21 protein-coding genes are annotated in these 22,090 nt (G+C 47.4%); 11 read left to right on the top strand and 10 right to left on the bottom strand.

Annotated elements, in window-relative coordinates; all coding sequences use genetic code 11:
• Positions 1-57: 57 nt before the first annotated feature.
• The 8 genes from BUB18_RS03670 to pheT form a co-directional block, all read right to left on the bottom strand.
• Positions 58-759: a class I SAM-dependent methyltransferase gene (locus tag BUB18_RS03670; protein WP_073078093.1), complete on the bottom strand. Its 702-nt coding sequence runs from the start codon at positions 757-759 to the stop codon at positions 58-60.
• Between the two features lie 325 nt (positions 760-1,084).
• The gene (locus BUB18_RS03665; RefSeq protein ID WP_073078091.1) at positions 1,085-1,693 is read right to left on the bottom strand and encodes a 5'-methylthioadenosine/S-adenosylhomocysteine nucleosidase family protein; all 609 of its coding nucleotides are present in this window, start codon (positions 1,691-1,693) and stop codon (positions 1,085-1,087) included.
• Positions 1,694-1,723: 30 nt separating this feature from the next.
• Complete coding sequence (locus tag BUB18_RS03660; protein WP_073078090.1) at positions 1,724-2,512, bottom strand: SDR family oxidoreductase; 789 nt, start codon at positions 2,510-2,512, stop codon at positions 1,724-1,726.
• Positions 2,512-3,129 (bottom strand): 3-keto-disaccharide hydrolase, encoded by a 618-nt coding sequence (locus tag BUB18_RS03655; protein ID WP_245805606.1) that lies wholly within the window; start codon positions 3,127-3,129, stop codon positions 2,512-2,514. The genes BUB18_RS03660 and BUB18_RS03655 overlap by 1 nt, the downstream gene beginning before the upstream one ends.
• A gap of 106 nt (positions 3,130-3,235) precedes the next feature.
• The gene (gene rny, locus BUB18_RS03650) at positions 3,236-4,795 is read right to left on the bottom strand and encodes a ribonuclease Y (RefSeq protein WP_073078088.1); all 1,560 of its coding nucleotides are present in this window, start codon (positions 4,793-4,795) and stop codon (positions 3,236-3,238) included.
• A 169-nt stretch (positions 4,796-4,964) separates the two neighbouring features.
• Entirely contained in the window at positions 4,965-5,258 is a 294-nt protein-coding gene (locus BUB18_RS03645) for a cell division protein ZapA (RefSeq protein ID WP_073078086.1), read from the bottom strand.
• Between the two features lie 28 nt (positions 5,259-5,286).
• Positions 5,287-5,595, bottom strand: coding sequence for a hypothetical protein (locus tag BUB18_RS03640; RefSeq protein WP_073078084.1), 309 nt, complete (start codon positions 5,593-5,595; stop codon positions 5,287-5,289).
• Between the two features lie 12 nt (positions 5,596-5,607).
• Positions 5,608-8,037, bottom strand: coding sequence for a phenylalanine--tRNA ligase subunit beta (gene pheT, locus BUB18_RS03635; RefSeq protein WP_073078082.1), 2,430 nt, complete (start codon positions 8,035-8,037; stop codon positions 5,608-5,610).
• A 27-nt stretch (positions 8,038-8,064) separates the two neighbouring features.
• Between pheT and BUB18_RS29580 the strand changes: the two genes are divergently transcribed.
• From BUB18_RS29580 to BUB18_RS03610, 6 genes are all read left to right on the top strand, one after another.
• A complete protein-coding gene (locus BUB18_RS29580) occupies positions 8,065-8,202 on the top strand; it encodes a hypothetical protein (protein WP_178372079.1) in 138 nt (45 codons plus the stop codon).
• A gap of 346 nt (positions 8,203-8,548) precedes the next feature.
• Complete coding sequence (gene dnaB, locus BUB18_RS03630) at positions 8,549-10,120, top strand: replicative DNA helicase (protein ID WP_073078080.1); 1,572 nt, start codon at positions 8,549-8,551, stop codon at positions 10,118-10,120.
• 78 nt (positions 10,121-10,198) lie between these two features.
• Positions 10,199-11,545, top strand: coding sequence for an MATE family efflux transporter (locus BUB18_RS03625; protein WP_073078078.1), 1,347 nt, complete (start codon positions 10,199-10,201; stop codon positions 11,543-11,545).
• Positions 11,546-11,574: 29 nt separating this feature from the next.
• Positions 11,575-12,288 (top strand): RsmE family RNA methyltransferase, encoded by a 714-nt coding sequence (locus tag BUB18_RS03620; protein WP_073078076.1) that lies wholly within the window; start codon positions 11,575-11,577, stop codon positions 12,286-12,288.
• Between the two features lie 253 nt (positions 12,289-12,541).
• Positions 12,542-12,736 carry a hypothetical protein gene (locus BUB18_RS03615; protein WP_073078074.1) on the top strand — a complete coding sequence of 65 codons (195 nt, stop codon included), beginning with the start codon at positions 12,542-12,544 and terminating at the stop codon, positions 12,734-12,736.
• Positions 12,737-12,754: 18 nt separating this feature from the next.
• Complete coding sequence (locus BUB18_RS03610; RefSeq protein WP_073078072.1) at positions 12,755-13,414, top strand: hypothetical protein; 660 nt, start codon at positions 12,755-12,757, stop codon at positions 13,412-13,414.
• A 474-nt stretch (positions 13,415-13,888) separates the two neighbouring features.
• Here BUB18_RS03610 and BUB18_RS03605 read toward each other — a convergent pair whose 3' ends face one another.
• Positions 13,889-14,914 (bottom strand): quinone-dependent dihydroorotate dehydrogenase, encoded by a 1,026-nt coding sequence (locus tag BUB18_RS03605; protein ID WP_073078070.1) that lies wholly within the window; start codon positions 14,912-14,914, stop codon positions 13,889-13,891.
• 71 nt (positions 14,915-14,985) lie between these two features.
• Between BUB18_RS03605 and BUB18_RS03600 the strand changes: the two genes are divergently transcribed.
• The 4 genes from BUB18_RS03600 to BUB18_RS03585 all read left to right on the top strand — a co-directional run bounded on the left by BUB18_RS03600 (position 14,986) and on the right by BUB18_RS03585 (position 20,104).
• On the top strand, positions 14,986-15,501 hold the full coding sequence (locus tag BUB18_RS03600; RefSeq protein ID WP_073078068.1) for an RNA polymerase sigma-70 factor: 516 nt from the start codon (positions 14,986-14,988) through the stop codon (positions 15,499-15,501).
• A gap of 85 nt (positions 15,502-15,586) precedes the next feature.
• Positions 15,587-16,558, top strand: a complete 972-nt coding sequence (locus BUB18_RS03595; protein ID WP_073078067.1) for a FecR family protein — start codon at positions 15,587-15,589, stop codon at positions 16,556-16,558.
• 51 nt (positions 16,559-16,609) lie between these two features.
• Positions 16,610-19,243, top strand: a complete 2,634-nt coding sequence (locus BUB18_RS03590; RefSeq protein WP_073078065.1) for a TonB-dependent receptor — start codon at positions 16,610-16,612, stop codon at positions 19,241-19,243.
• 3 nt (positions 19,244-19,246) lie between these two features.
• Positions 19,247-20,104: a DUF4249 domain-containing protein gene (locus BUB18_RS03585; protein ID WP_073078064.1), complete on the top strand. Its 858-nt coding sequence runs from the start codon at positions 19,247-19,249 to the stop codon at positions 20,102-20,104.
• Positions 20,105-20,113: 9 nt separating this feature from the next.
• Here BUB18_RS03585 and BUB18_RS03580 read toward each other — a convergent pair whose 3' ends face one another.
• Positions 20,114-20,368 carry a hypothetical protein gene (locus BUB18_RS03580; protein WP_073078062.1) on the bottom strand — a complete coding sequence of 85 codons (255 nt, stop codon included), beginning with the start codon at positions 20,366-20,368 and terminating at the stop codon, positions 20,114-20,116.
• 247 nt (positions 20,369-20,615) lie between these two features.
• On the opposite strand from BUB18_RS03580, the gene BUB18_RS03575 reads away from it, so the two are divergent.
• Positions 20,616-22,025, top strand: a complete 1,410-nt coding sequence (locus tag BUB18_RS03575) for a glutamate decarboxylase (protein WP_073078060.1) — start codon at positions 20,616-20,618, stop codon at positions 22,023-22,025.
• The last annotated feature ends 65 nt before the right edge of the window (positions 22,026-22,090 follow it).

The raw sequence follows: 22,090 nt of genomic DNA, 5'->3' as shown, positions 1-22,090 counted from the left end.
AATAGCTGTTATAGTATAGGTATAAAAATATAGGGAGATGTCAGTACGGCTCCACAACTATTTCGCGGATTGCTGTAAACCGAAGTGTTCATAGAAGTAAGATGCCGGTTTTAGGTTCAACCATGCTTCTCTGTTCTTTACCAGATCAGCATAAGTTAGTCGCTCAATTTCTTCCGGAGTAAAAGAAAGCATCGATTCGGGCTCACCTTTAGTGATGATACCCAGCCCAAAATCACAATCAAGAACGAATACATTCAGGTCTTTACGGGTACTTCTCATATGTAAGATAGATTTCCAAACATCACCATTCCAGTTATCCTTGAAACCACGGGCTTCCCATTCGCTGAAAGTGCTGGCAGCTGCAGGAGTAGCTGGATTACAGTCATGCATGATGATCACACCATTTTTTTCCATGTATTGCAATGCATTTTCTACGTCTCTTAACGCATAATGATATTCATGCATCCCGTCTACCAGGCACACCCCCATTTTTCTGGATTTGAAAACGGCCTTAGCTTTCTCTGCAAAGAAGCGGTCGCTATCCAGCTCATAGTAGGAAGCATTCCAGTTTGAAGCATTTGTGATAGCACGTTTCAATTTTTTGAACCAGTTGAATTTGAAGTCTGGGTCGATCGCAATTTTTTTCTCCGCTTTGATAGGGAAAAAGTTCTTTCCGACGAATACACCAATTTCCGCGTAGGTTTTAAAGTCGTGTTTATTAATCAGCGACGTTGCAATTTCTTGCCTGTTTAAAGACATGATATTTTTGGTTTTTAGTTGACAGTTGTAGATGGCATTAGCTATAGGTTCATAGTGATCTGTCTGAAATTTTCAGACTTTGATCCACAGTTACATCGTTGCGTGCTTAGTCGCATGTTGGCTTTCTAAAGATATAAAAATTGAATTATACGTCTGGGGAATTGGATAGAGTCGGTTTATTCACAGTGCAGAAATGAGGACAGCTGCCCGATGTGATGTCAGGTAGCGTAAGCGGACGGCAGTTTTCAGGTGATCTGCCCGTTAAGTACTAAGTACCAGATATTTTTTATATAGGATGAACTATACTTATCTAGCATGTAAGGGCTTATTTTTTCAGCTCTTCAACCGCTTTTTTCAGCGCGGCGGCGGCCAGGTGCACGGCAACGGACCAGTCGTCGGCAGCGGCGCCATCAGCGCCATCAGAAATATATTTGAGGCAGAGCAGGGGGATGTTTTCCTGTTTGGCAATCCATGCAATGGGATATGCTTCCATGTCGATTACGTTGTAATCGTCAGTAACATGGCCAATTTCAAAGCTGTCGCCAGTTCCGCAGGTGCCGGATGGCAAGCCCGGTGCAGTGATGCCATATTCCAGTAAAGGCGGCTCACCGGAGAGTGGAGTTTCATATAAAGCAAAGCCCAGTGGCCTAACATCCATATCGCGTTGAATGAAACGGGTACAGCACACCACGGTGCCACGCTCGAAAGTATTACTGCCGGCAGATCCCAGGTTCACTATAATCCCGGGTTTGTACGTAGCAATAGCTTTGGTCAGGTGGTAGGCGGCATTCACTTTGCCGATGCCCACAAAAAGGGCATTCACATCATCAAATTCACCGGTAGCTTCCGACTTCAGTGCAAATACAAACAGGGGATTTTGCTGAAGGAGGTCGCGCAAAGGTGCGGTGGCTGCTATGGTATCTAATTCGGACATTGCTGTAAAATCTGTTAAACAGGATGCAAGTTAATTCCCTTTGCGGGCAATCACATAAAATAATGGGGGAAAATATCGTTTTATCCACAGCAGTACTTTTTCGGCCCTGGCGATTTTTACCAGTTTACGCCGTTTATGCATGGCCGATATAATCTTCCTGGCGCAAACGTCCACCGGGATACCATGGGCCTGGCCCGGGTCCATTTTCCCAAAGGCGCTGCCATCTCCCGTTATAGCCGAATAGGTAATGGGAGTATGTATCCTGCCCGGACAAACGATCGTTGTGTACAACTCCGGAATAGGTTGCTCCGTTTGTAATGTTTCAAAATAGCCGTTCAGTGCATGTTTGGCAGCATTATAGCCCGAGCGCCAAGGGTAGCCAAACAGGCCGGCCATACTGCTGATCACCACAATCTGACCGTCTCCCTGGGCTTGAAATTGTGGTAGCAGGGCCTTGGTGAGCATCACAGGTCCAAAGAAATTTACTTCCATCAGTGTTCGGATAGCTGCCACCGAGGTGTCGATGAGCTTGGAACGCTGCGTAACTCCTGCGTTATTAATTAAAACATCGATGCGGCCGTACAGCGCTATGGCCCTGGCGGCGCCGGTATTCACCTGTGCTTCATCCGTTACATCCATGGGGAGCAGCTGGCAGTCGGGTGTGTATTGCAGGCATTCCTGCTGTACCGCCATCAGCTTTTCTTTATTTCTGGCGGCGAGTATCAGCCGTGCCTGTTGTTGTGCAAGCAACAACGCCAGCTCCCGGCCTATACCGGAGCTGGCGCCTGTGATGAGTATAACTTTGTGTTGGTAGCTCATTATGACTTTAATGGTACCAATTTAACGCTTTTCCATCTTACCTTAATGCCGCCACCTGAGTGGATCTGCAAGGCAATCTGACCGTCCGCAGCGCCGATTTTTGCATCATTCAGCGTGATCATCTCATGGCCATTGAGCCAGGTAGTTACCTGATCGCCCTGTACTCTTACTTTCATGGTGTTCCATTCGCCCATTTTGAGATATTGTTCCTTCTCTTTGTCGGGCTTAATCAGCCATCCGCGGCCGTACGACTCATAAATTCCACCGGTATGCTGATCCGGAGGTGCTACCTCTGCCTGCCAGCCGGTAATTTTTGTACCCTCGATGGAGGAGTGGAAGAAAACGCCGCTGTTACCATTGGCTTCCTGTTTGAAAACCACTGTCAGCTCAAAGTTCTTGAAGGATTTGTCGGTGCCCAGGTAACCATATTCCTTATCCGGGCCGCTTTCGCAAATAAGTTCACCATTGTCCACGTACCATTTTTCCGTACCGTAAATTTTCCAGCCGTCGAGGTTTTTGCCATTAAAAAGAGAGATTGCTTTTTTCTGTGCATAGGCCTGGCTGGCGCCCAGGAGAATACAAGCTCCCAGCATCAGTTTTAACATGGTTTTTTTCATTCGAATAGTTTGCGTTTAGAGTTACAGAAATAAAAAAGGCCTTCGGTACTAACCGAAGGCCTCAATATAAAATCTAAATTCTGTTATTCTAAATTTATTACACGAATTAGCGTGCAACGTTTACCGCTCTTTTCTCGCGGATAACGGTAACCTTGATCTGGCCAGGATATTGCATTTCCGTCTGGATCTTTTGAGCGATGTCGAAAGAGAGGCGGTCTGCATCGCTATCGGAAACTTTATCAGATTCAACGATTACACGCAGTTCGCGGCCAGCCTGGATAGCATAAGCTTTTTCCACACCATCGTGTGCGATAGCGAGGTTTTCCAGGTCTTTAATACGCTGGAGATAGCTCTGCATAATTTCGCGGCGTGCGCCTGGGCGGGCACCGGAAATCGCATCACAAGCCTGTACGATCGGGGAAATAACATATTGCATTTCCATCTCATCGTGGTGGGCACCGATGGCATTCACCACAGCAGCATGTTCACCATATTTTTCAGCCAGCTTAGCACCGAGGAGGGCGTGGCTGAGCTCTGTTTCTTCGTCAGGTACTTTACCGATATCGTGTAACAGGCCGGCACGTTTGGCGAGTTTAGGGTTCAGTCCCAGTTCAGCCGCCATTACAGCACAAAGGTTTGCAGTTTCTTTGGAGTGCATGAGCAGGTTCTGACCATAAGAGGAACGGAAACGCATTTTACCAACGAGGCGAACCAGTTCTTTATGCAGGCCGTGGATACCCAGTTCGATAACGGTTCTTTCACCGATATCCATTACCTGTTCTTCCAGTTGTTTCTTGGTTTTTTCTACTACTTCCTCAATGCGGGCAGGGTGGATACGACCGTCTTGCACCAGGCGTTGCAGGGAGAGGCGGGCGATTTCACGACGCAGTGGATCAAAGGAAGAGAGTACGATTGCCTCCGGGGTATCGTCCACGATCAGGTCTACACCGGTAGCGGCTTCGATGGCGCGGATATTACGGCCTTCACGACCAATGATCTGGCCTTTGATCTCATCACTTTCCAGGGTAAATACCGTGATGGTATTTTCAATCGTCTGCTCAGCAGCGGTACGCTGGATAGACTGGATAATAATTTTCTTGGCTTCTTTGTTAGCCTTTGTTTTGGCGTCTTCGATAATTTCCTGGATATGCGCCAGTGCCTGTGAGCGGGCTTCTTCCTTGAGGCTTTCCACCAGCTGGTGTTTCGCTTCTTCGGCGGTGAGGCCAGCCACTTTTTCGAGACGGCGGATGTGTTCCTCCTGGTGTTTTTCCAGTTCGGTACGTTTGATGGTAACCAGTTCCATCTGGCGGTTCAGGGTTTCTTTGATCGCGTCGTTTTCGTTGATCTGTTTCTGAACCTGTTCATTTTTCTGGTTAAGACTTTGTTCTTTCTGTTTAATCCTGTTTTCGGATTCCAGAATTTTCTGATTGCGTTGGAGCACTTCCTTTTCATGCTCACTCTTCATCTGAAGGTATTTCTCTTTTGCTTCCAGGAGTCTGTCTTTTTTCAGGTTCTCACCGGTTGTTTGCGCATCAGCAATGATTTTTTTAGCTTGTTGTTCGGCCTCGTCAATCTTCTGCTGCGTGTTTTTAGCAAATATCACCTTACCTAACGCAATCCCTATTATTAAAGCTGCTATAGCAGTTATTGCAAGTGTAACATCCATATGTTTTCTTTAATCTTGATTTATGTAGCATTCTCCGGCCCTGTTCGCCGAAAAGGCGTATCAGGGGCGAGAACTGACCCGCGAAAATACAAAAAAATAGCAGTAAAGCGTGTTTAATACGTGATTATTAGCATTTTAGCTAATCCGTTGTAAAACAACGTGTAACGTGTTAACCCAGTGCTTGGTTGATTAATTCTTCCAGTTTCTCGAGCTTTTCCTGTAAAAATGGGGCTGTGCTGGCTTGTGCTTTGCCGCCGCTGGTTACCGGGTGGGTAGCATACATGATGAGGGCCATAGCGATGTAGTCCTGCAAGTCCTTTCCTGCATAAGACGCCTTAAAATCAACAATTTTCTCATTCACTTCTTTCATAATACGGCGAACTTCCTCCTCCTCCTCCGGTTTAATCTTGATTCGGTACGAGCGGTCGGCCACTATTATATTTACGGGAATGAGCTGCTCCATAGTATTGCTTGTTTACTTCAGGTTACGCTTATGCATTGAGCAAAGCGATACATCTGTCAATTTCCTTGATATAATCATTGATTTTGCCACGTATCTCTTTACGGAATGCCACATCATCTTCTGCTACGGGATTTGCTCCCTGGGTAGTGGCAGCTATTTTCATCAGCTGCAGTTTATCTTCCAGGTGTTGTATTGCTCCCTGCTGCTCTTGCAACTCTTGTTGCCTGGTGTTGAGCTCCTCTCGCAGCAACGTATTTTCTAACTGCACCTGTTGCATCTTTTTGAGCAGCAGGTGCAGTTTTTCTTCGACACGTTGTATGTTTTGCTCGAGGATCATTAATTCTACAGCTTATTTTCTGATATCTGCCTGCAATTGTGTCTGGAAGTTTTTCACCAGTTTTTCCATCACACTGTCAATTTCTTTATCGGTGAGGGTTTTTTGTGGATCCAGGAAGGTAAAGCTAACTGCATATGATTTCTTGTTTGCACCCAGCTTTTCACTCTCAAACACATCGAACAGGTTGATTTCCTGCAGTAAAGCTGATTTAACAGCCTTTGCTGCGGCTTCCACGGCGGCGAATTTCACCTGTTTGTCCAGCACAAGGGCCAGATCGCGTCGAACTGCCGGGAAGCGAGGAATTTCTTTGTAAAAGTTATCACTTTTTTGCAACAGTCCCAGCATTTTATCCCAATTAAAGTCTGCAAACCAAACGGGTTGTTTAATGTCGAACTGTTTCAGTTTTTGTGAAGATACGCCACCCAGCGTTACCACCACCTGATTTTTTACTTTAATTTCCCAGGAAGGAGTGAGTCCTGTGCCTTCAGTTTCAACCCATTGGAGGTTTCGGTAACCGAGCTGAGCCAGTACATTAATCACATATCCTTTCAGGAAATAGAAGTCAACCGCACTGCCTTTATGCATCCAGGTTTCAGCGGTTTTCTGACCGGTGATATAGAGGCATAAGTGGTTGTTTTCGAAATACTTACCGTTGTTTGCCACATAGGTTTTACCGAATTCGAAAAACAACAGGTTTTCGTTTTTACGGTTCAGATTGTAACCGATGCATTCCAGGCCGGATTCAAGCATGGAAGGGCGCATGATATCCAACTCTACGGTGAGGCTGTTCATCATTTTCACGGCAGTGGCCAGTACCTCGTCAGTATAATACTTACTGTTGGTGATGGAGTTGGTGAAGATCTCGTTGTATCCGTTGCCGGCGAGATAATCGGCTATCTTCTCCTTTACTTTTTCAGGATCCGGCTGGGCAGACAAGGCAGGTGAGATGCTTACTTTGGAAGGGATCTCGATGTTATCAAGCCCGTCAATCCGCATTACTTCCTCTACCAGGTCGGCCGGCAGACTGATATCCGGTTTGCTGAAAGGTACCGCCAGGCGGATGGCCTCAGCTGTTTCGTGCAGGATCTGGAAGCCGAGACTTACCAGGATATTTTTGATTTTATCGTTGGAGTAGTTGCTGCCACTGAGTTTACGCACATACGCAAACGTGGTTTCTACTTCGGTCTTCTTTTTAACAGCTGGATATACATCCATCACTTTGGAGGCAATTTTGCCGCCTGCCAGTTCAGCGATGAGGTTGGCGGCGCGTTCCAGGGCGAACACGACGTTGGAGATATCCACACCTTTTTCGAAGCGGGTGGCTGCGTCGGTGCGCAGGCCGTGACGGAAAGAGGTGGTACGGATCATGCCCGGATTGAAAAAGGCACTTTCCAGGAAAATGTTTTGTGTTGCGTCAGTTACACCGGAATGGGCACCACCAAATACACCGGCAATGCACATGCCTTCACCGGCGCCGTTGCAGATCATCAGATCGGTGGCGTCGAGCTTTCTTTCTTTTTCGTCCAGGGTAACGAAGATGGTATCCTGTGGGAGTGTTTTTACCACTACAGCGTTACCTTTCAGCGCTGCGTAATCAAAGGCATGAAGTGGCTGGCCGGTTTCGTGCAGTACGAAGTTGGTGATATCCACAATATTGTTGATGGAACGTACGCCGATTGCTTCCAGTTTGGTTTTAAGCCATTCCGGAGAAGGGCCTACAGTTACACCGGAGATGGATACGCCGGCATAGCGCGGGCAACCATCCGTATTTTCGATGGTTATGCTGACAGGCAGTTCTGTGCCGGCAGGAACCAGGCCATTGAACTGAGGCAGCTGTACCTGATATTTATGCGTGTGCTCCAGGTTGTTGAGGAAAGCGCAAACGTCTTTGGCTACGCCGATATGACTCATTGCGTCCATACGGTTAGGGGTAAGCCCAATTTCGTATATCCAGTCCTGTGCAGGTTTAAAAACTTCACTTACAGGCGTTCCCGGAACGAGGGATGGATCGAGCACCATGATGCCATCGTGACTGGTACCGAGTCCAATTTCATCTTCAGCGCAGATCATGCCCTGGCTTTCCTCGCCGCGGATTTTAGCTTTTTTCATAGTGAGTGGCTCACCACTCACCGGGTAGATGGTAGCGCCGATAGGGGCAACCACTACTTTCTGGCCTACTGCTACGTTAGGAGCGCCACATACGATGTGGAGCGGTTCTGCAGCACCAATGTTCACTGTCGTGAGGCGCAGTTTATCTGCATTGGGGTGTTTTTCTGCTGTTAATACTTCACCTATCACTAATCCGGCAAAACTTCCTTTTACAGCTTCAAATTGTTCGAGGCTTTCTACCTCCAGGCCTATACGTGTCAGTATGGTGGATAATTCCTGTGGTGTAGGCTTCACCGGTAGATAATCGCATAGCCAGTTGTATGAAATCGTCATTTTCTTGTCTGCTCTATTTATATATGTATGGAGCGTAAAGTTAAAGGTTTCTGGCTGATGAGCAAAGGGACCTTTTTTTCGGTTTCCTCCGGTGCCGTAGGCGCCGGAGGAAACCGCGAATCTGACCGGCCGCAGGCCGTTCCGATTCGCGGTAAAAAATATTAATCTACACCATTCAAAAGTTTTTTTAACAAATGTGTGTGAATAATCAGACCTTTGCTTGGGTATTACCTAAAAATTGGTGGATAACTAGGGTGTAGTCAGTGGATAACTGACATGTTGCCGGTGGATAACCTGTGATTTGAGCTTAATAAATTTAGTCCCTTCCGTATCGGGGTTAAATGGAAAAATGCGATTACCTTAGTTTGTACGGCTCGAAAAAGATTGCAATTTTAAAAGTTGAATTAACGTCGGAATGCGAGAATGAATTCCATGTAACCAATTGTAAATCAATAGAAAAAGCCCATTGACAGTAACCTTTTATTAACTTTTTTTAACACACTAACCATAAATGGATCTCAATCTCAAGAAAGACCGCAATGTGCGTAGAAAGCCGTCCATTGAGGTATCATCCTTAGTGTACGGAAAAGTACCGCCACAGGCTAAGGAACTGGAAGAAGCTGTTTTGGGAGCCATCATGCTGGAAAAAGGTGCCTTCGATATTGTAGTGGAGATATTGAAAGGAGAGTGTTTTTACGTAGAGGCACACCAGTTAATTTTCTCTGCCATGACCCGTCTGGCAGCCAAATCAATGCCAGTTGATATCCTCACCGTTACAGAAGAACTCCGTTCAATGGGTTCGCTGGAAGCTATCGGTGGCGGATACACGGTGATGAAGCTCACAAATGCAGTGGTTTCCTCGGCCAACATTGAGGCGCACGCCCGTATCATCCTGCAGAAATTCATTCAGCGGGAACTGATTCGTATCTCCGGAGAAATTCTCACGGAGTCGTACGAGGATACAGCGGATGTATTTGATCTGCTCGACAGCGCGGAATCGAAGCTTTTTGAGATCACCAACAATCACCTTCGGAAGAACTATGATTCTATCGACCGTGTACTGGTGAATACCATGAAACGTATTGAGGATCTCAGGAATAAAGGAGATGATATCACGGGTGTTCCTTCCGGATTCCCATCGCTGGATAAAGTAACCTACGGCTGGCAGTCCACGGATCTGATCATTATCGCGGCACGTCCGTCTGTGGGTAAAACCGCTTTCGCCCTTAACCTGGCAAGAAACGCCGCCTTACACCCCCGTTTCCCGAAAGGTGCTGCCGTATTTTCGCTGGAGATGTCCTCCGGCCAGATCGTACAACGTATCCTGTCCGCGGAATCAGAAATCAAGCTGGAGAAAATCTCCCGTGGTAAGCTGGAAGAATATGAAATGAAGAAGCTGATGACCCATGGTATCGAACGCCTGGCAAAAGCTCCCATCTTCATTGATGATACCCCGGCACTCAACATTTTTGAGCTTCGTGCCAAGTGTCGCCGACTCGTACATAACCACGGTGTGGGCGTAATTATCATCGACTACCTGCAGCTGATGAGCGGTAGTGGTGATGGACGCGGATCAAACAGGGAACAGGAGATCAGTAAAATCTCCCGTGATCTCAAAGGCCTCGCAAAAGAGTTACAGGTACCGGTGATTGCGCTGTCGCAGCTGAGCCGTGATGTGGAAAAACGTAAGGATGGTAACAAGATGCCACAGCTGAGTGACCTCCGTGAATCCGGAGCGATCGAGCAGGATGCCGACATGGTAATGTTCCTGTACCGTCCTGAATATTATGAAATCAATACCAACGAAATGGGTGAATCCAACAAAGGTGAAACCCACGTCCGTATAGCCAAACACCGTAATGGTCAGCTGGATACCATCAAACTGAGAGCCGTACTGGAATTCCAGCGCTTCGAAGATGATGGCAGTCTCGAAAACCCTGGTGGAGGCAATCCGTTCGCAGGCATGCGCCAGCAACACGGTGGCGGAGCCGGCGGTAATGATGAAGCTAAATTATATATCCAGAAAGGGTCCAAGATGAACGATATGGACTTTGATGAAGGATTTGAAGATGCACCATTCTAGCAGATAAAGATATTTGCAAAAGCCGGCATCGACAGATCGCCGGCTTTTTTTATTGTGTAAAGAATAACAGAAGAATTCATGAAACAGCTGTACTTAAAATACAAAGGGCACTACCGGGACAATTTCAGTCTGGCCTATCCGGTGGTGATCAGTCAACTAGGCCATACATTGGTTGCATTGTCCGACAGCCTGATTATCGGACATACGGGAAAGGTGCCGCTGGCAGCGGTTTCCCTCGGTAACAGCCTGTTCTCCATTTTCATGGTGACGGGCATCGGTATGTCCTATGGTTTAACGCCGCTGATAGCGCAGGAGAATGGTCGCGGTAATAAAAAAAGCCTCGACCACTTACTTAGTCATAGTTTAATAATCAACATGACGGTAGGCGTGCTCCTGTCGCTCGTAATCTTTTTGGGGAGTGCGAGGATGGACCTGCTCAACCAGGAAGCAGACGTGGTGGAACAGGCCAGGCCTTTTCTACGCTACCTTGGTTTCTCCTTTATACCCCTGATGCTGTTCCTGTCGTTCAAGCAGTTTGCGGAAGGGCTGGGCTTTACCCGGCAGGCTATGAACATCAGTATTATCGGGAATGTGCTGAACATTGTGGTGGGTATTACGCTGGTTTATGGCTTTCATATGGGCGTGGTAGGTGTGGGTATTGCCACCTTTACCGACCGGCTCCTGATGGGTATTACAATGATGTTTTATGTGCTGCGTTCCCCACGTTTTAAGGAGTATCTGGCTTCATTCGGGTTTTCAAATATTGAGTTTAGTAAGATAAAAAAGATCCTTGGCATTGGCACTCCCGTGGCATTGCAATATATTTTCGAGGTAAGTGCCTTTAGTGGCGCGGCTATCATGGTGGGCTGGATGGGGGCTGCTGAACTGGCGGCGCATCAGATTGCACTGAGTCTGGCCGCTATGACCTACATGATGGCCAGTGGCATTTCAGCAGCGGCGGGTATTAAAAGCGGTAATAATTTTGGCCGCAGAGATTTTAAAGAGCTGCGCATGTCGGCCATCGCGAGCTACCATATGGTACTGGTGCTGATGGGCTTTACGGCGTTGTTGTTTATGGTGGGCAATCATATTCTGCCACGCTTTTATATCCAGGATCCGGAGGTGGTCGGTATTGCGGCTAAGCTCTTGATTATCGCGGCTTTCTTCCAGTTGTTTGACGGTACGCAGGTGGTTGGCCTGGGGGTGCTGCGTGGCCTCGGGGATGTAAAGGTACCTACGGTTATTACTTTGCTGGCATACTGGGGGCTGGGGCTGCCGTTGGGCTATGTGCTGGGCATCCGGCTCGGACTGGGCGTGGAAGGTATCTGGTGGGCCTTATTGCTGGGGTTACTGGTAGCATCTGTATTACTGTTTGTAAGATTTCACTACCGCACTAAAAAACTGGAATTACAAGCAGATATTTAGGACTTTTGCAAAAACGAAGAACGATCAATATGGAATTGCCTGTTTTTTACGCACCGGACATACAGCAGGATGCAGTTACTTATACGATGAACGAGGATACCTCCAAGTATTGTATACAGGTATTACGCCACGAAAAGGGCGACCAGGTGCTGCTGGCTGATGGCCGGGGTTCAAAATATACGGTGGTGATCACCGATGATAACCGGAAAAAATGCCAGGTACAGGTGCAGGTTAGGGAGATGTTACCGCCTCCGGTGCCGGCGCTTCGTATAGCCATAGCATTTACAAAAAATGCGGGGCGTATTGAATGGTTCCTCGAAAAGGCGACGGAGATAGGGATTCAGACCATCATACCGCTGGTAACTGCCCGTACGGAAAAGGAGAAGATTAAGGCGGAGCGACTGAACAGTATTTTAGTATCGGCTATGTTGCAGTCGAAACAGTTCTGGTTGCCGGTATTAGAGGAGCCGCAGTCGTTTGATAAGGTTGTAAAGGGAAATGTGGACCCGCAGCGATTTATCGCCCATTGTCTCCCGGAGCAGAAGACTGAATTGCAGGATGCGATGATGGCGGGCAAGGATACGATTATACTGATTGGGCCGGAAGGTGATTTTACACCTGAAGAAGTACAACAGGCGCTGGCGGCTGGCTTCCAGCCGGTGTCGCTGGGGCGTACGCGTTTACGCACTGAAACGGCGGGTATGGTGGCGGCGGTGCTGATGAATGCGAAGTTACCATCTTAAAAAAGCTAAAAAAATTTTTGTGTGTACAAGCGTGGGGTTAAAACCCACGCTTTTTTTATGCCTTTTATGCGCGTATGGCTGGATGAAAGAAATGAAGCTGGACGTACTTAAAAATACAATTTGATCTGTTCATTATCAGGTTGATCTGTTCATTCCATTCGGGGATGAAATCCTTTGTAGAAGCGGTTTTTGAATGTTTTTTAGGATTAATTTTGAGGTAGAAATTTATTGTTAATCACTAAAAAAAATGATTATGCAAAGATCACCTGAGTATTGGGCGCGTATTCGAAAGGCTACGGACAAGTTTTGGGATGAAATGGAATCTTCTCCGGAGAAATGGAAAGAAACGGTAATGACTTTAGACATTCCGGATGAATTAAGGGTATGGTTACTCGAGAATTCAATCCATACCGACAAATACAAAGCTCAAATTGAAGACAATTATTAATTAAAAATTATGTGTTTTATGACAAAATCTGAATTTATTTATTCGGCTGACCCAGGTTTGCTCTTGGGATTTCACGGATGTGACCGGCAAGTGGCTGAGAAAATAGTGTTAGGTAGGGACAACATGAGGCCAAGTATTAACAGGTACGATTGGCTGGGGTCTGGCGTATATTTCTGGCAAAATAATTATGAAAGAGCATATGACTTTGCATGTCAGTTGGCAGCAGCCGGAAAAATTAAAGAACCAGCAGTGGTGGGCGCCGTTTTGTGCCTGGATTATTGCCTGGATTTATTGGATAAAGACAGTATTGATGACGTCAAAAATAACTGGGAAAAAATTATCAGGTTAATTGGCGAAGGAACCTTGCCTCGCAATGTTAATCCAGGGCATTTGGCAGGTAGTCAGGATAAACTCTTACGATATCTGGACTGTATGGTCATTGAGGTGGCTCATACAATAGCCCGTGAGGATAATGATCCACCTTTCGACACGGTCCGTTGTGCATTCATCGAGGGGCAACCTATCTTCCCCGGCGCCTCCTTCATGGACAAAAGCCATATTCAGATCTGTGTACGCAATCCGAATTGCATCAAAGGTTTGTTTATGCCACGGTTAAGGCAACCCTGGAATGGCGATATTTTCCATAAAGAAGAAGCGACGCCCGCAATAGCCAGCTGATTTTTTAGTTAACCGGTTCTTTTTGTTACCCATTACCTCCTTCTCCATTTCAATCACGTACCACCCTTAATTTGCTGCAAACCCAGTATGGGTGCAGGTCCTATAGTGTTGGGTAGTTCCGTTCATTTTGTTCATTTTATCTTGATCGTGTTCATTCTCATTCGGGGACTTTCGTGCCCGAAAACGTGGTTTTTGCCTTCTCTCTTTGAATAATTTTGGATCATAATTATCATTCATTCAACAGGGGTTTTTGAATAAAATGGTGATGTTTGTTAGCCCCCATTGTTTTGTTAACCTCATTTGTTTGTTAACCACATTATTACACAATCGCTCGCATAGTACTGTTACATTCCTTATCAAAAAAGGCTGGCCGTTTCTACGGCCAGCCCTATTAAATAAAGTAGGATAAAGCTCAAAAATTAATACTGATACACCGTCTTAATGTAAAGCCCCCACACGGTATCATTGCTTCGCTTAGCGGCGCAGCCCCGCACAAATCTTCTTCACAATCGTGGGGCCCTCATAAATAAACCCGGTATACACCTGTACCAGCGCGGCTCCTGCATCTAACTTCTCCTGCGCATCCGCGGCTGTAAAAATGCCACCTACCGCAATAATCGGAAATGCACCATTGCTTTTTTTATGAATATACCGGATAACCTCGGTGGATTTATCTTTTACCGGCAACCCGCTTAAGCCTCCGGCACCAATTTCCGTTACTTCAGCAGCCGGCGTTTGCAAGCCTTCCCTGCTAATCGTAGTATTGGTAGCTACTATACCCGCCAGCTTAGTTTCCTGTACTATCTCCACAATATCATCCAGCTGCTCCGTAGTTAAATCCGGCGCTATTTTCAATAATATCGGCTTCTGCACTTTTTTCTGACTATTCAGGAACTGCAGGTGATGCAGCAACTGCTTCAGCGGCTCCTTCTCCTGCAAGGCGCGCAGGTTGGGCGTATTAGGAGAACTTACATTCACCACAAAGTAATCCACCACCTCATACAGCGCATGGAAGCACTTTTCATAATCGCTCACCGCTTCTTCGTTAGGCGTAACCTTGTTCTTTCCAATGTTACCACCTACTATGATGTTGGATTTTTTGTGCTGCAGGCGTCTGGCCGCAGCTACAGCGCCCTCATTATTAAAGCCCATCCGGTTGATCAGGGCCTTATCTGCCGGCAGGCGGAACAGCCTCGGTAAATCATTTCCTGGTTGCGCTACCGGAGTAACAGTACCTATCTCCACAAATCCAAAACCCAGGCTCGCCAGTTCATCAATGTATTTGGCGTCCTTGTCGAAACCAGCAGCCAGTCCTACCGGATTGGAAAATTTGAGCCCGAAAACTTCTCTTTCAAGCCCCTTCGTTTTTACCCCGCAAAATGCTTCCAGGATTTGCTTGCCAAGTGGCAGGGAGTAAATCGTCTTCATACCACGCATAACGCTGTGGTGAATGCTTTCCGGTGGATAACGGAACAGAATATTTTTGATCAGATTGTACATGTCGGCAGCAAAGGTAGAAATTTTTTCTATCCATTGATGTTACAGGAGATGCCCTATATTTGCACCTCATCATGTTGGCGCTCCAATCATTTGAGGATTTGTTCAGGGAAAACCATGCACACTGCCTCGCCTTCGCGGCCCATTATACGGGCGATATGCACGAGGCAGAGGAAATTGTACAGCAGGTGTTCCTGAAGCTATGGGAAAAAAGGGATACAATTGTTATTACCGGGCCCGTAAAGTCATACCTGTTTTCTGCCATCAGGAATGCCGCCATCAGCCAGTGGCGCAAGGATGCTGTTCGAAGCGAAAAAGAAACCGCCTACAGCCAGCAGCGCGACGCCGCCACCCAGGCCGCCGAAGTACGTGAACTGGAACAACTCTACCACCAGGCCCTGGAACGCCTCCCGGACAGATGCCGCGAAGTATTCATCCTCAGCCGCCATCAGCAGATGAAATACGCTGAAATCGCTGCCACCATGAATATTTCAGTGAAAACAGTGGAAAACCAGATGGGGAAAGCACTGAAAATCCTTCACCAGGAACTCAAAGAATACCTGCCGCTATTGACAGGATTCCTTTTCTAAAAAAATATCCGGCCAGGATAGGGGACAACCCTTTTGAGGTGCGTCATATATTCAGGTCATTTATAAACAACGCATACACTGTATAATGATACCATCGTTCTCTGACGAAGCACTCTATACCCTGCTCTGCAAATATCTGCTGGATGAAGCGGACGGGGAAGAACGTGCCTGGGTCGATAACTGGCTTACAGCGCATGCGGACAACCGGCAACTGCTGGATGCCCTGCGGAAAGTGCTGGACACAGCCGCCGCTAAGCAATACACCATCCAGGCGGATACCGGTGCCTCCTGGCAACGACTATACCAACAGCTGGATGTGCCGGAAACACCTGCCCGGTTACGGCCTGTACGAAGCTTCTCCTGGAAAGTTTTTGCCAGGGTTGCCGCCGTGCTACTGCTCCTCATCGGCGCCGGAACCTGGTATCTCGCTACCCGCCCGGCAGAAAAATACGCCGGCCCCCTCCAGGCCACCCTGCTGGATGGTAGCAAAATCGAACTGAAAGGAAAAGCCTCCACCCTCCATGTGGCCAAAGGCTTCAACGATAAAAACCGAAAGGTTTCACTGAAAGGCAGCGCTGCTTTTGACGTAGCCGCAAACCCTGACCAACCCTTCATTGTATCCCTCGGACGCACAGAAGTGAAAGTATTAGGCACCAGGTTTACGGTAAATTATCAACCCGACAGCGCCATCCTGGAAGTACACGTCAGCAGCGGTAAAGTAATGGTAATCGATCATGTAAGGGTAGATAGCGTGGTGCTCACCGAAGGGATGCTCCTCCAACAGGACGCCGCCCGGCAGGACTTTCGTATAGCCACCCACGTACTCGATCCGGTACAGAAATCACTGGTATTCCAGGATGTACCACTGGAAGAAGTATTACAAACCATCACGGTCCTTTACGATGTTAGAGTAATAGTGGAAAATACTGCCTTGCTGAAGTTTACTGTGAAAACAAACCTGAACGGAGCCAGCATAGAAGAGGTGATGGAGTCCCTGGCACTCAGTGTAGGTGCTGAATGGAAACAAACCGGCCCAAGGCAATACCGCCTTAAATAAAGGCACTGTATCACTATAATCTGTTAAACATACTTTTAATTTAAGAATATTATGTCGTTGACCGGAAGACTGTTGACGGTGCTCTTTTTGTTGAGCTTACCGCTGCAGGTTCTGGGATGGGATTGGCAAACGAAGGTGACGGTAGTAGTGCAGCACCAATCTTTGCAAACCGTATGCGAGCTGCTGGAAAAAAATTACGGAATCCATTTTTCTTATAGCCGCGACCTTGTCAATTTATCCAGGAAAGTAACAGTAACTGTCCATAACCAACGCCTGAAAACGGTGCTGGAAGATCTCTTTGCCCCCGATAATATTAAGTTTACCAGGGTAGGCGACCTCCTCGTGCTCCTACCCGACAACCGCACTACACGCACCATCAACGGCTATGTGAAAGATGCCGCTACGGGTGAGCGGCTCCCCGGCGCCACCATCTGGTCGCCCACGCTGAAACAAGGCACTGTTACCAATCAATACGGTTTCTTTAGCTTCACCACCACCAAAGATACCAGCAGTGTAGTCGTGTCGTTTATAGGGTACCAGCCACAGTGGCAACAATTTCCCCAAAACGACAGAACTATCGAAATCTCACTGGAGTCAACCACCCATCTAAAAGAGGTAGTAGTGTCAGGAACAGAAGGCAACAACCTGCAAAACCAGACACAGATGAGTAAGGTCAACATCTCCTCGGCAGCAGTAAATAAAACGCCACGCCTCCTCGGCGACGCCGACCTGATACGTACCCTCCAAGCCATACCTGGCGTAAGTGGTGGTATGGATGGCGTTTCCGGCCTCCACGTACGCGGAGGCAGTCCTGATCAAAACCTTATCCTGCTCGATGGCTCCCCTATCTTTAATTTTTCCCATTTCTTCGGAATATTTTCACTTATCAATCCGGATGTGGTAAAATCCACCGACCTCTACAAAGGCGCATTTCCGGCCAGGTTCGGCGGCCGGCTTTCTTCCGTGGTGGATATTACCCTGAAGGACGGGGATATGAAAAACTACCACGGTGATGCAGCCATTGGCCTCATTTCCACTAAGTTCGACCTGGAAGGCCCCATCATAAAGGATAAAACGTCCTTCATTGTATCGGCCCGCAGATCATATCCCGACCTGGTGTACAATTCCCTGATCCGGCTGGAAGACGACGAAAAAAACGAAGCTGATTTATCTGCCTACTTTTACGATATCAATGCTAAAGTGAATCATATCTTCTCTCCCAAAGACCGGCTATACCTGAGCTTTTATACCGGGGAAGATAAAATGAACCTCCACCTGGATTCAACCAGTATCCCCGATACCGCAAAGATCAATATGATCAGCAGCGGTTTTGATGTGAGCTGGGGCAATACCATCGGGGCTTTGCGCTGGAACCATATTTACGGCCCCAGACTGTTTTCAAATATCAGTCTCAATTACTCCACCTATTCCTTCAGTACGCAGATCGGCTACAAGTACATACTGCCGGCTGCCAATGAACTGATCGACCAGGTAGGCACTTACCGTTCCAGGATGGAGATTGCAGGCGTGCGCGCGGACTTCGATTACCGCCCTTCGCCGGATCATGGGGTACGGTTTGGCACAGCGGTGAATATCCATGACTTTAAGCCATCCATGTCCACCTTTGCGGATAAAACCGGATCAGTAACACCATTGGATACTATGGCCAACGGGCCGCAGAATACGGCTGCAGAAATGCTGCTATACATCGAGGACGAGTGGCAGCTGACGCCCTCCTTTTTTGTGAATGTGGGTATCCATGCATCCGGATTTTTGGTGTCAGGGAAATTGTATCATAGTCTGCAACCTCGATTGGGCCTGCGTTATATGCTGCCGAAAAACTGGGCTTTCAAGGCCGCTTACACGCAGATGAATCAATATATTCACCTGTTGTCCAACTATGGAACCTCGCTGCCTACAGACATCTGGGTGCCGGCAACCGACCGGGTGGCGCCCATGTCGTCCCGCCAGGTGGCGCTGGGGATTGCCAAAACCAGCAACCGGCAGGTCTATGAATTTACGCTGGAAGGCTATTACAAGAATATGCATAACATGATTGAGCTCCGTGATCCGATGGGCTTTATCACACCGGACCTGCTTCGCTGGGAAGACCAGGTAAGCGTGGGGCGTGGCTGGAGCTATGGAGGGGAAGTGATGGTAGCTAAGAAAAAGGGGAACACCACCGGCTGGATTGGTTACACGTTGTCGTGGAGCACCAGGCGATTTGCAGACATCAACGGCGGTAAAATCTTCCCGTATAAATATGATCATCGCCATGATGTAGAAGTGGTATTCAACCAGGTGTTAAGTAAAAACTGGGATTTCTCTGCGTCCTGGCGATTTACTACCGGCTCGCCAATGACTTTGCCGGTGGCCAGTTATGAAGGTATTGAAACCGGCTCGCCTTGGGACCCGGTAAGCGGCCCTGGTAACTCAATTGATCGTTATGGTAACCGGTATAATTACCGTACGGAAAACTCGCATCGGCTGGATATAGGCATTAACTGGACGAAGCAACGGCCCAAATGGAGCCGCACCTGGAACTTCAGCGTCATTAACGTCTATAATCATAAAAATCCTTTCTATTACTACGTAAAAAGAGATGATGAGGCAAAGCAGCGTTATCTCTCCAAAGTAGTGATACTACCCATTTTACCCAGTGTAACTTATTCAGTTAAATTTTAGTTTATGAAGAAGTTGGTGTTTTTCATATATGCGTTCGCGTTAGTAATATTATGGTGTTCCTGTGAAAAGCGGGTGAATATTGAAATTGCCTACGACGGGGACAAGTTGGTGATGAATACCTTCATACAACCGGATAGCCTGATTTACGTGAGAGTTACCCGCAGCGTGCCTGTGAGTGTGTATGATGAAACCGCCTTTAAAGAAGAAGCAGGTGCGCAGGTAAACATTGCCGCCAGCGATGGTTCCGTGTTGCCGGTGGTGTTACAGACTATCGCCGGCCGCCGGTTTTTTGTTTCGGGTATGCCTGCAAAGGCTGGATTGCAATACAATATAAGTGCTGCCAGCAGTGGTTTACAAGCCGTATCCGCATATGATACCCTTCCCGCAGCACCGCAGGCCAGGGATGGTAGCGCACAAAAGTCCTCCACCAGGATAAAATTCATCCTGAAGGATCATCCGGGTACAGGCAATTATTATCGCTTGCGGGTATTTACAGTAGAAAACAACGCCGCCAAAAGTGCATTACTTTTTCGCCTCGATCCGGCGTTTAATAATAACCTGATCGACATCATCGCCAACGGCAACAGCACGAGTCTGATCATGGACGACAGCCGTTTCGACGGGCGCGAACTCACCTTTGTATTACAAACGCAGGACCCCATTAACCAGTCGGATAGCCTGATGGTGGAAGTCACCGCATTAACCCACAACGCATGGTCGTACCTGCGTACCGTTGCCTTGCAACAGGGGAATAGCGGCGTAATTGTGTCTGAGCCGATAAGAGTGTTCTCTAATGTGCTGAATGGCTATGGTATAGTAGCTGGCATAAATACGAAACAGTTGGTTTTTAAAGTTGACTAATAGGTTTATTCATTCCTCTTCAGCAGGGCCCTGCTGCATCGCTTCATGAATAGCGTTGGCCATCTGAACGGACTGGCTGATGATCACCCGCTGCAGCTTTTTCTGCGCCTGTGCCGATAATTTTTCCGCTGAGGGAAAATGTGCTTTAACCAGGGCGTTGGCGGCAGTAACCAAACCATCCTGTACATTTACTATCCTTAATTGTTCTTCCATTGCCTGCTGAAAATCTTGTGAAAAAGGATCTAAGATCTCATCCCAATCCATGTGAATACGAAATTACTTTCCGCCTATAACGCCTGAGGTTGAATTTAGTTGAACAACGAACTATTTTTTTTGAAAATTTAATACGGCTCGTCTCCATTTTGTTGTGTATGAACATTTTCGGAACACATGTGTTCTCTTAGTCAGCGCGCACAAATCGTCGTTTTTTATAGTCCTATTCCCTGCTATGGCGCTGCTATGAAACCGCGGAAACCTGCATCTTTTAATCACTAAATCAAAATGGTCGATTATGCCCTTACAGATTTTTAAACACCAGAGCAATGGGTCAGACAAGCCCCATTTAGGCGAAGACATTTACACCTCACCTTACATGCGGGAGGGAATACAGTTAAATAAAATGCCCGAAACTTCCCATCTGCCTGAAAATGTGTACGCCTTGTTGAAAGATGAGCTGCTGCTGGATGGTAACTCTAAACAAAACCTCGCTACATTTTGCCAAACCTGGATGGATGAAGAGGTGCATAAGCTGATGGACGACTGCATCGATAAAAACATGATCGATAAAGATGAGTATCCGCAAACAGCGGCCATTGAGGCGCGTTGCGTAAACATTCTCGCAGATCTGTTTAATTCGCCTGCGGCTACCACCACTATTGGTTGTAGTACCACCGGTTCCAGCGAAGCAGCAATGCTGGGCGGCCTGGCCCTGAAATGGCAATGGCGTAAAAAACGCAAAGCCGCCGGCAAAGATGATTCCAAACCAAACCTGATATGCGGTGCCGTGCAGATATGCTGGCATAAATTTGCCCGTTATTTTGATGTGGAGCTGAGAGAAATTCCACTGGAGCCAGGTAAGCTGACCATGCAACCAGAGGATGTGATCAGCAGAATCGACGAAAACACGATCGGCGTGGTTCCTACGTTAGGCGTTACTTTCACCTGCATGTATGAAGATGTGAAGCTGATAAGCGATGCCCTGGATAAACATGAAAAAGAAACAGGCCTGAATATTCCGATGCATATTGATGCGGCCAGCGGTGCTTTTATTGCCCCATTCATTACCCCGGACCTACTTTGGGATTTCCGCCTGCCAAGGGTGAAGTCCATTAATGCTTCGGGGCATAAATATGGCTTGTCGCCACTGGGAGTAGGTTGGGTGATCTGGCGCGACCGTACTGACCTGCCGGAAGAACTCATCTTCAATGTGAACTACCTGGGAGGTAATATGCCTACGTTTGCCCTGAACTTCTCCCGTCCGGGCGGGCAGATTGTTGCCCAGTATTACAACTTCCTGCGCCTGGGAAGGGAGGGCTACAAAAAAATAATGGAAGCGAATATGTCGCACGCCCAATATATCGCCGATGCCATCAAAGAACTCGGTTTGTTTGATTTGTTCTATGATGGCCGTGGTGGATTGCCGGGAGCTTCCTGGCGTATCAAAGAGGGTCTGAATCCTGGTTTTTCCCTATATGATTTGAGTGATCGTTTACGTATGAGGGGATGGCAGATAGCCGCATATCCATTACCATCCAATATGGGTGATGTGGTGATACAGCGTGTGCTGGTGCGGCATGGATTCAGCAGGGATATGGCTGATCTGCTGATCAATGATATCAAACGAGCTATTGACTACTTCCAAAAACACCCGATTTCTGTTCCTCTCACCAGGGAAGAAGCCGGAGGTTATGCACATAACTAAAGTAAAACTCATGCTGGCAGTTAGTAACAATCCGTAAGGCTTGTTATTGGCTGCCAGCGTTTTTT

Origin of the sequence: Chitinophaga jiangningensis, from assembly GCF_900142605.1 — a bacterium.
In the GTDB taxonomy this organism is placed as follows: domain Bacteria; phylum Bacteroidota; class Bacteroidia; order Chitinophagales; family Chitinophagaceae; genus Chitinophaga; species Chitinophaga jiangningensis.
Note: the sequence above shows the minus strand (reverse complement) of the source record. Positions and strands in the feature narration are given on the sequence as shown.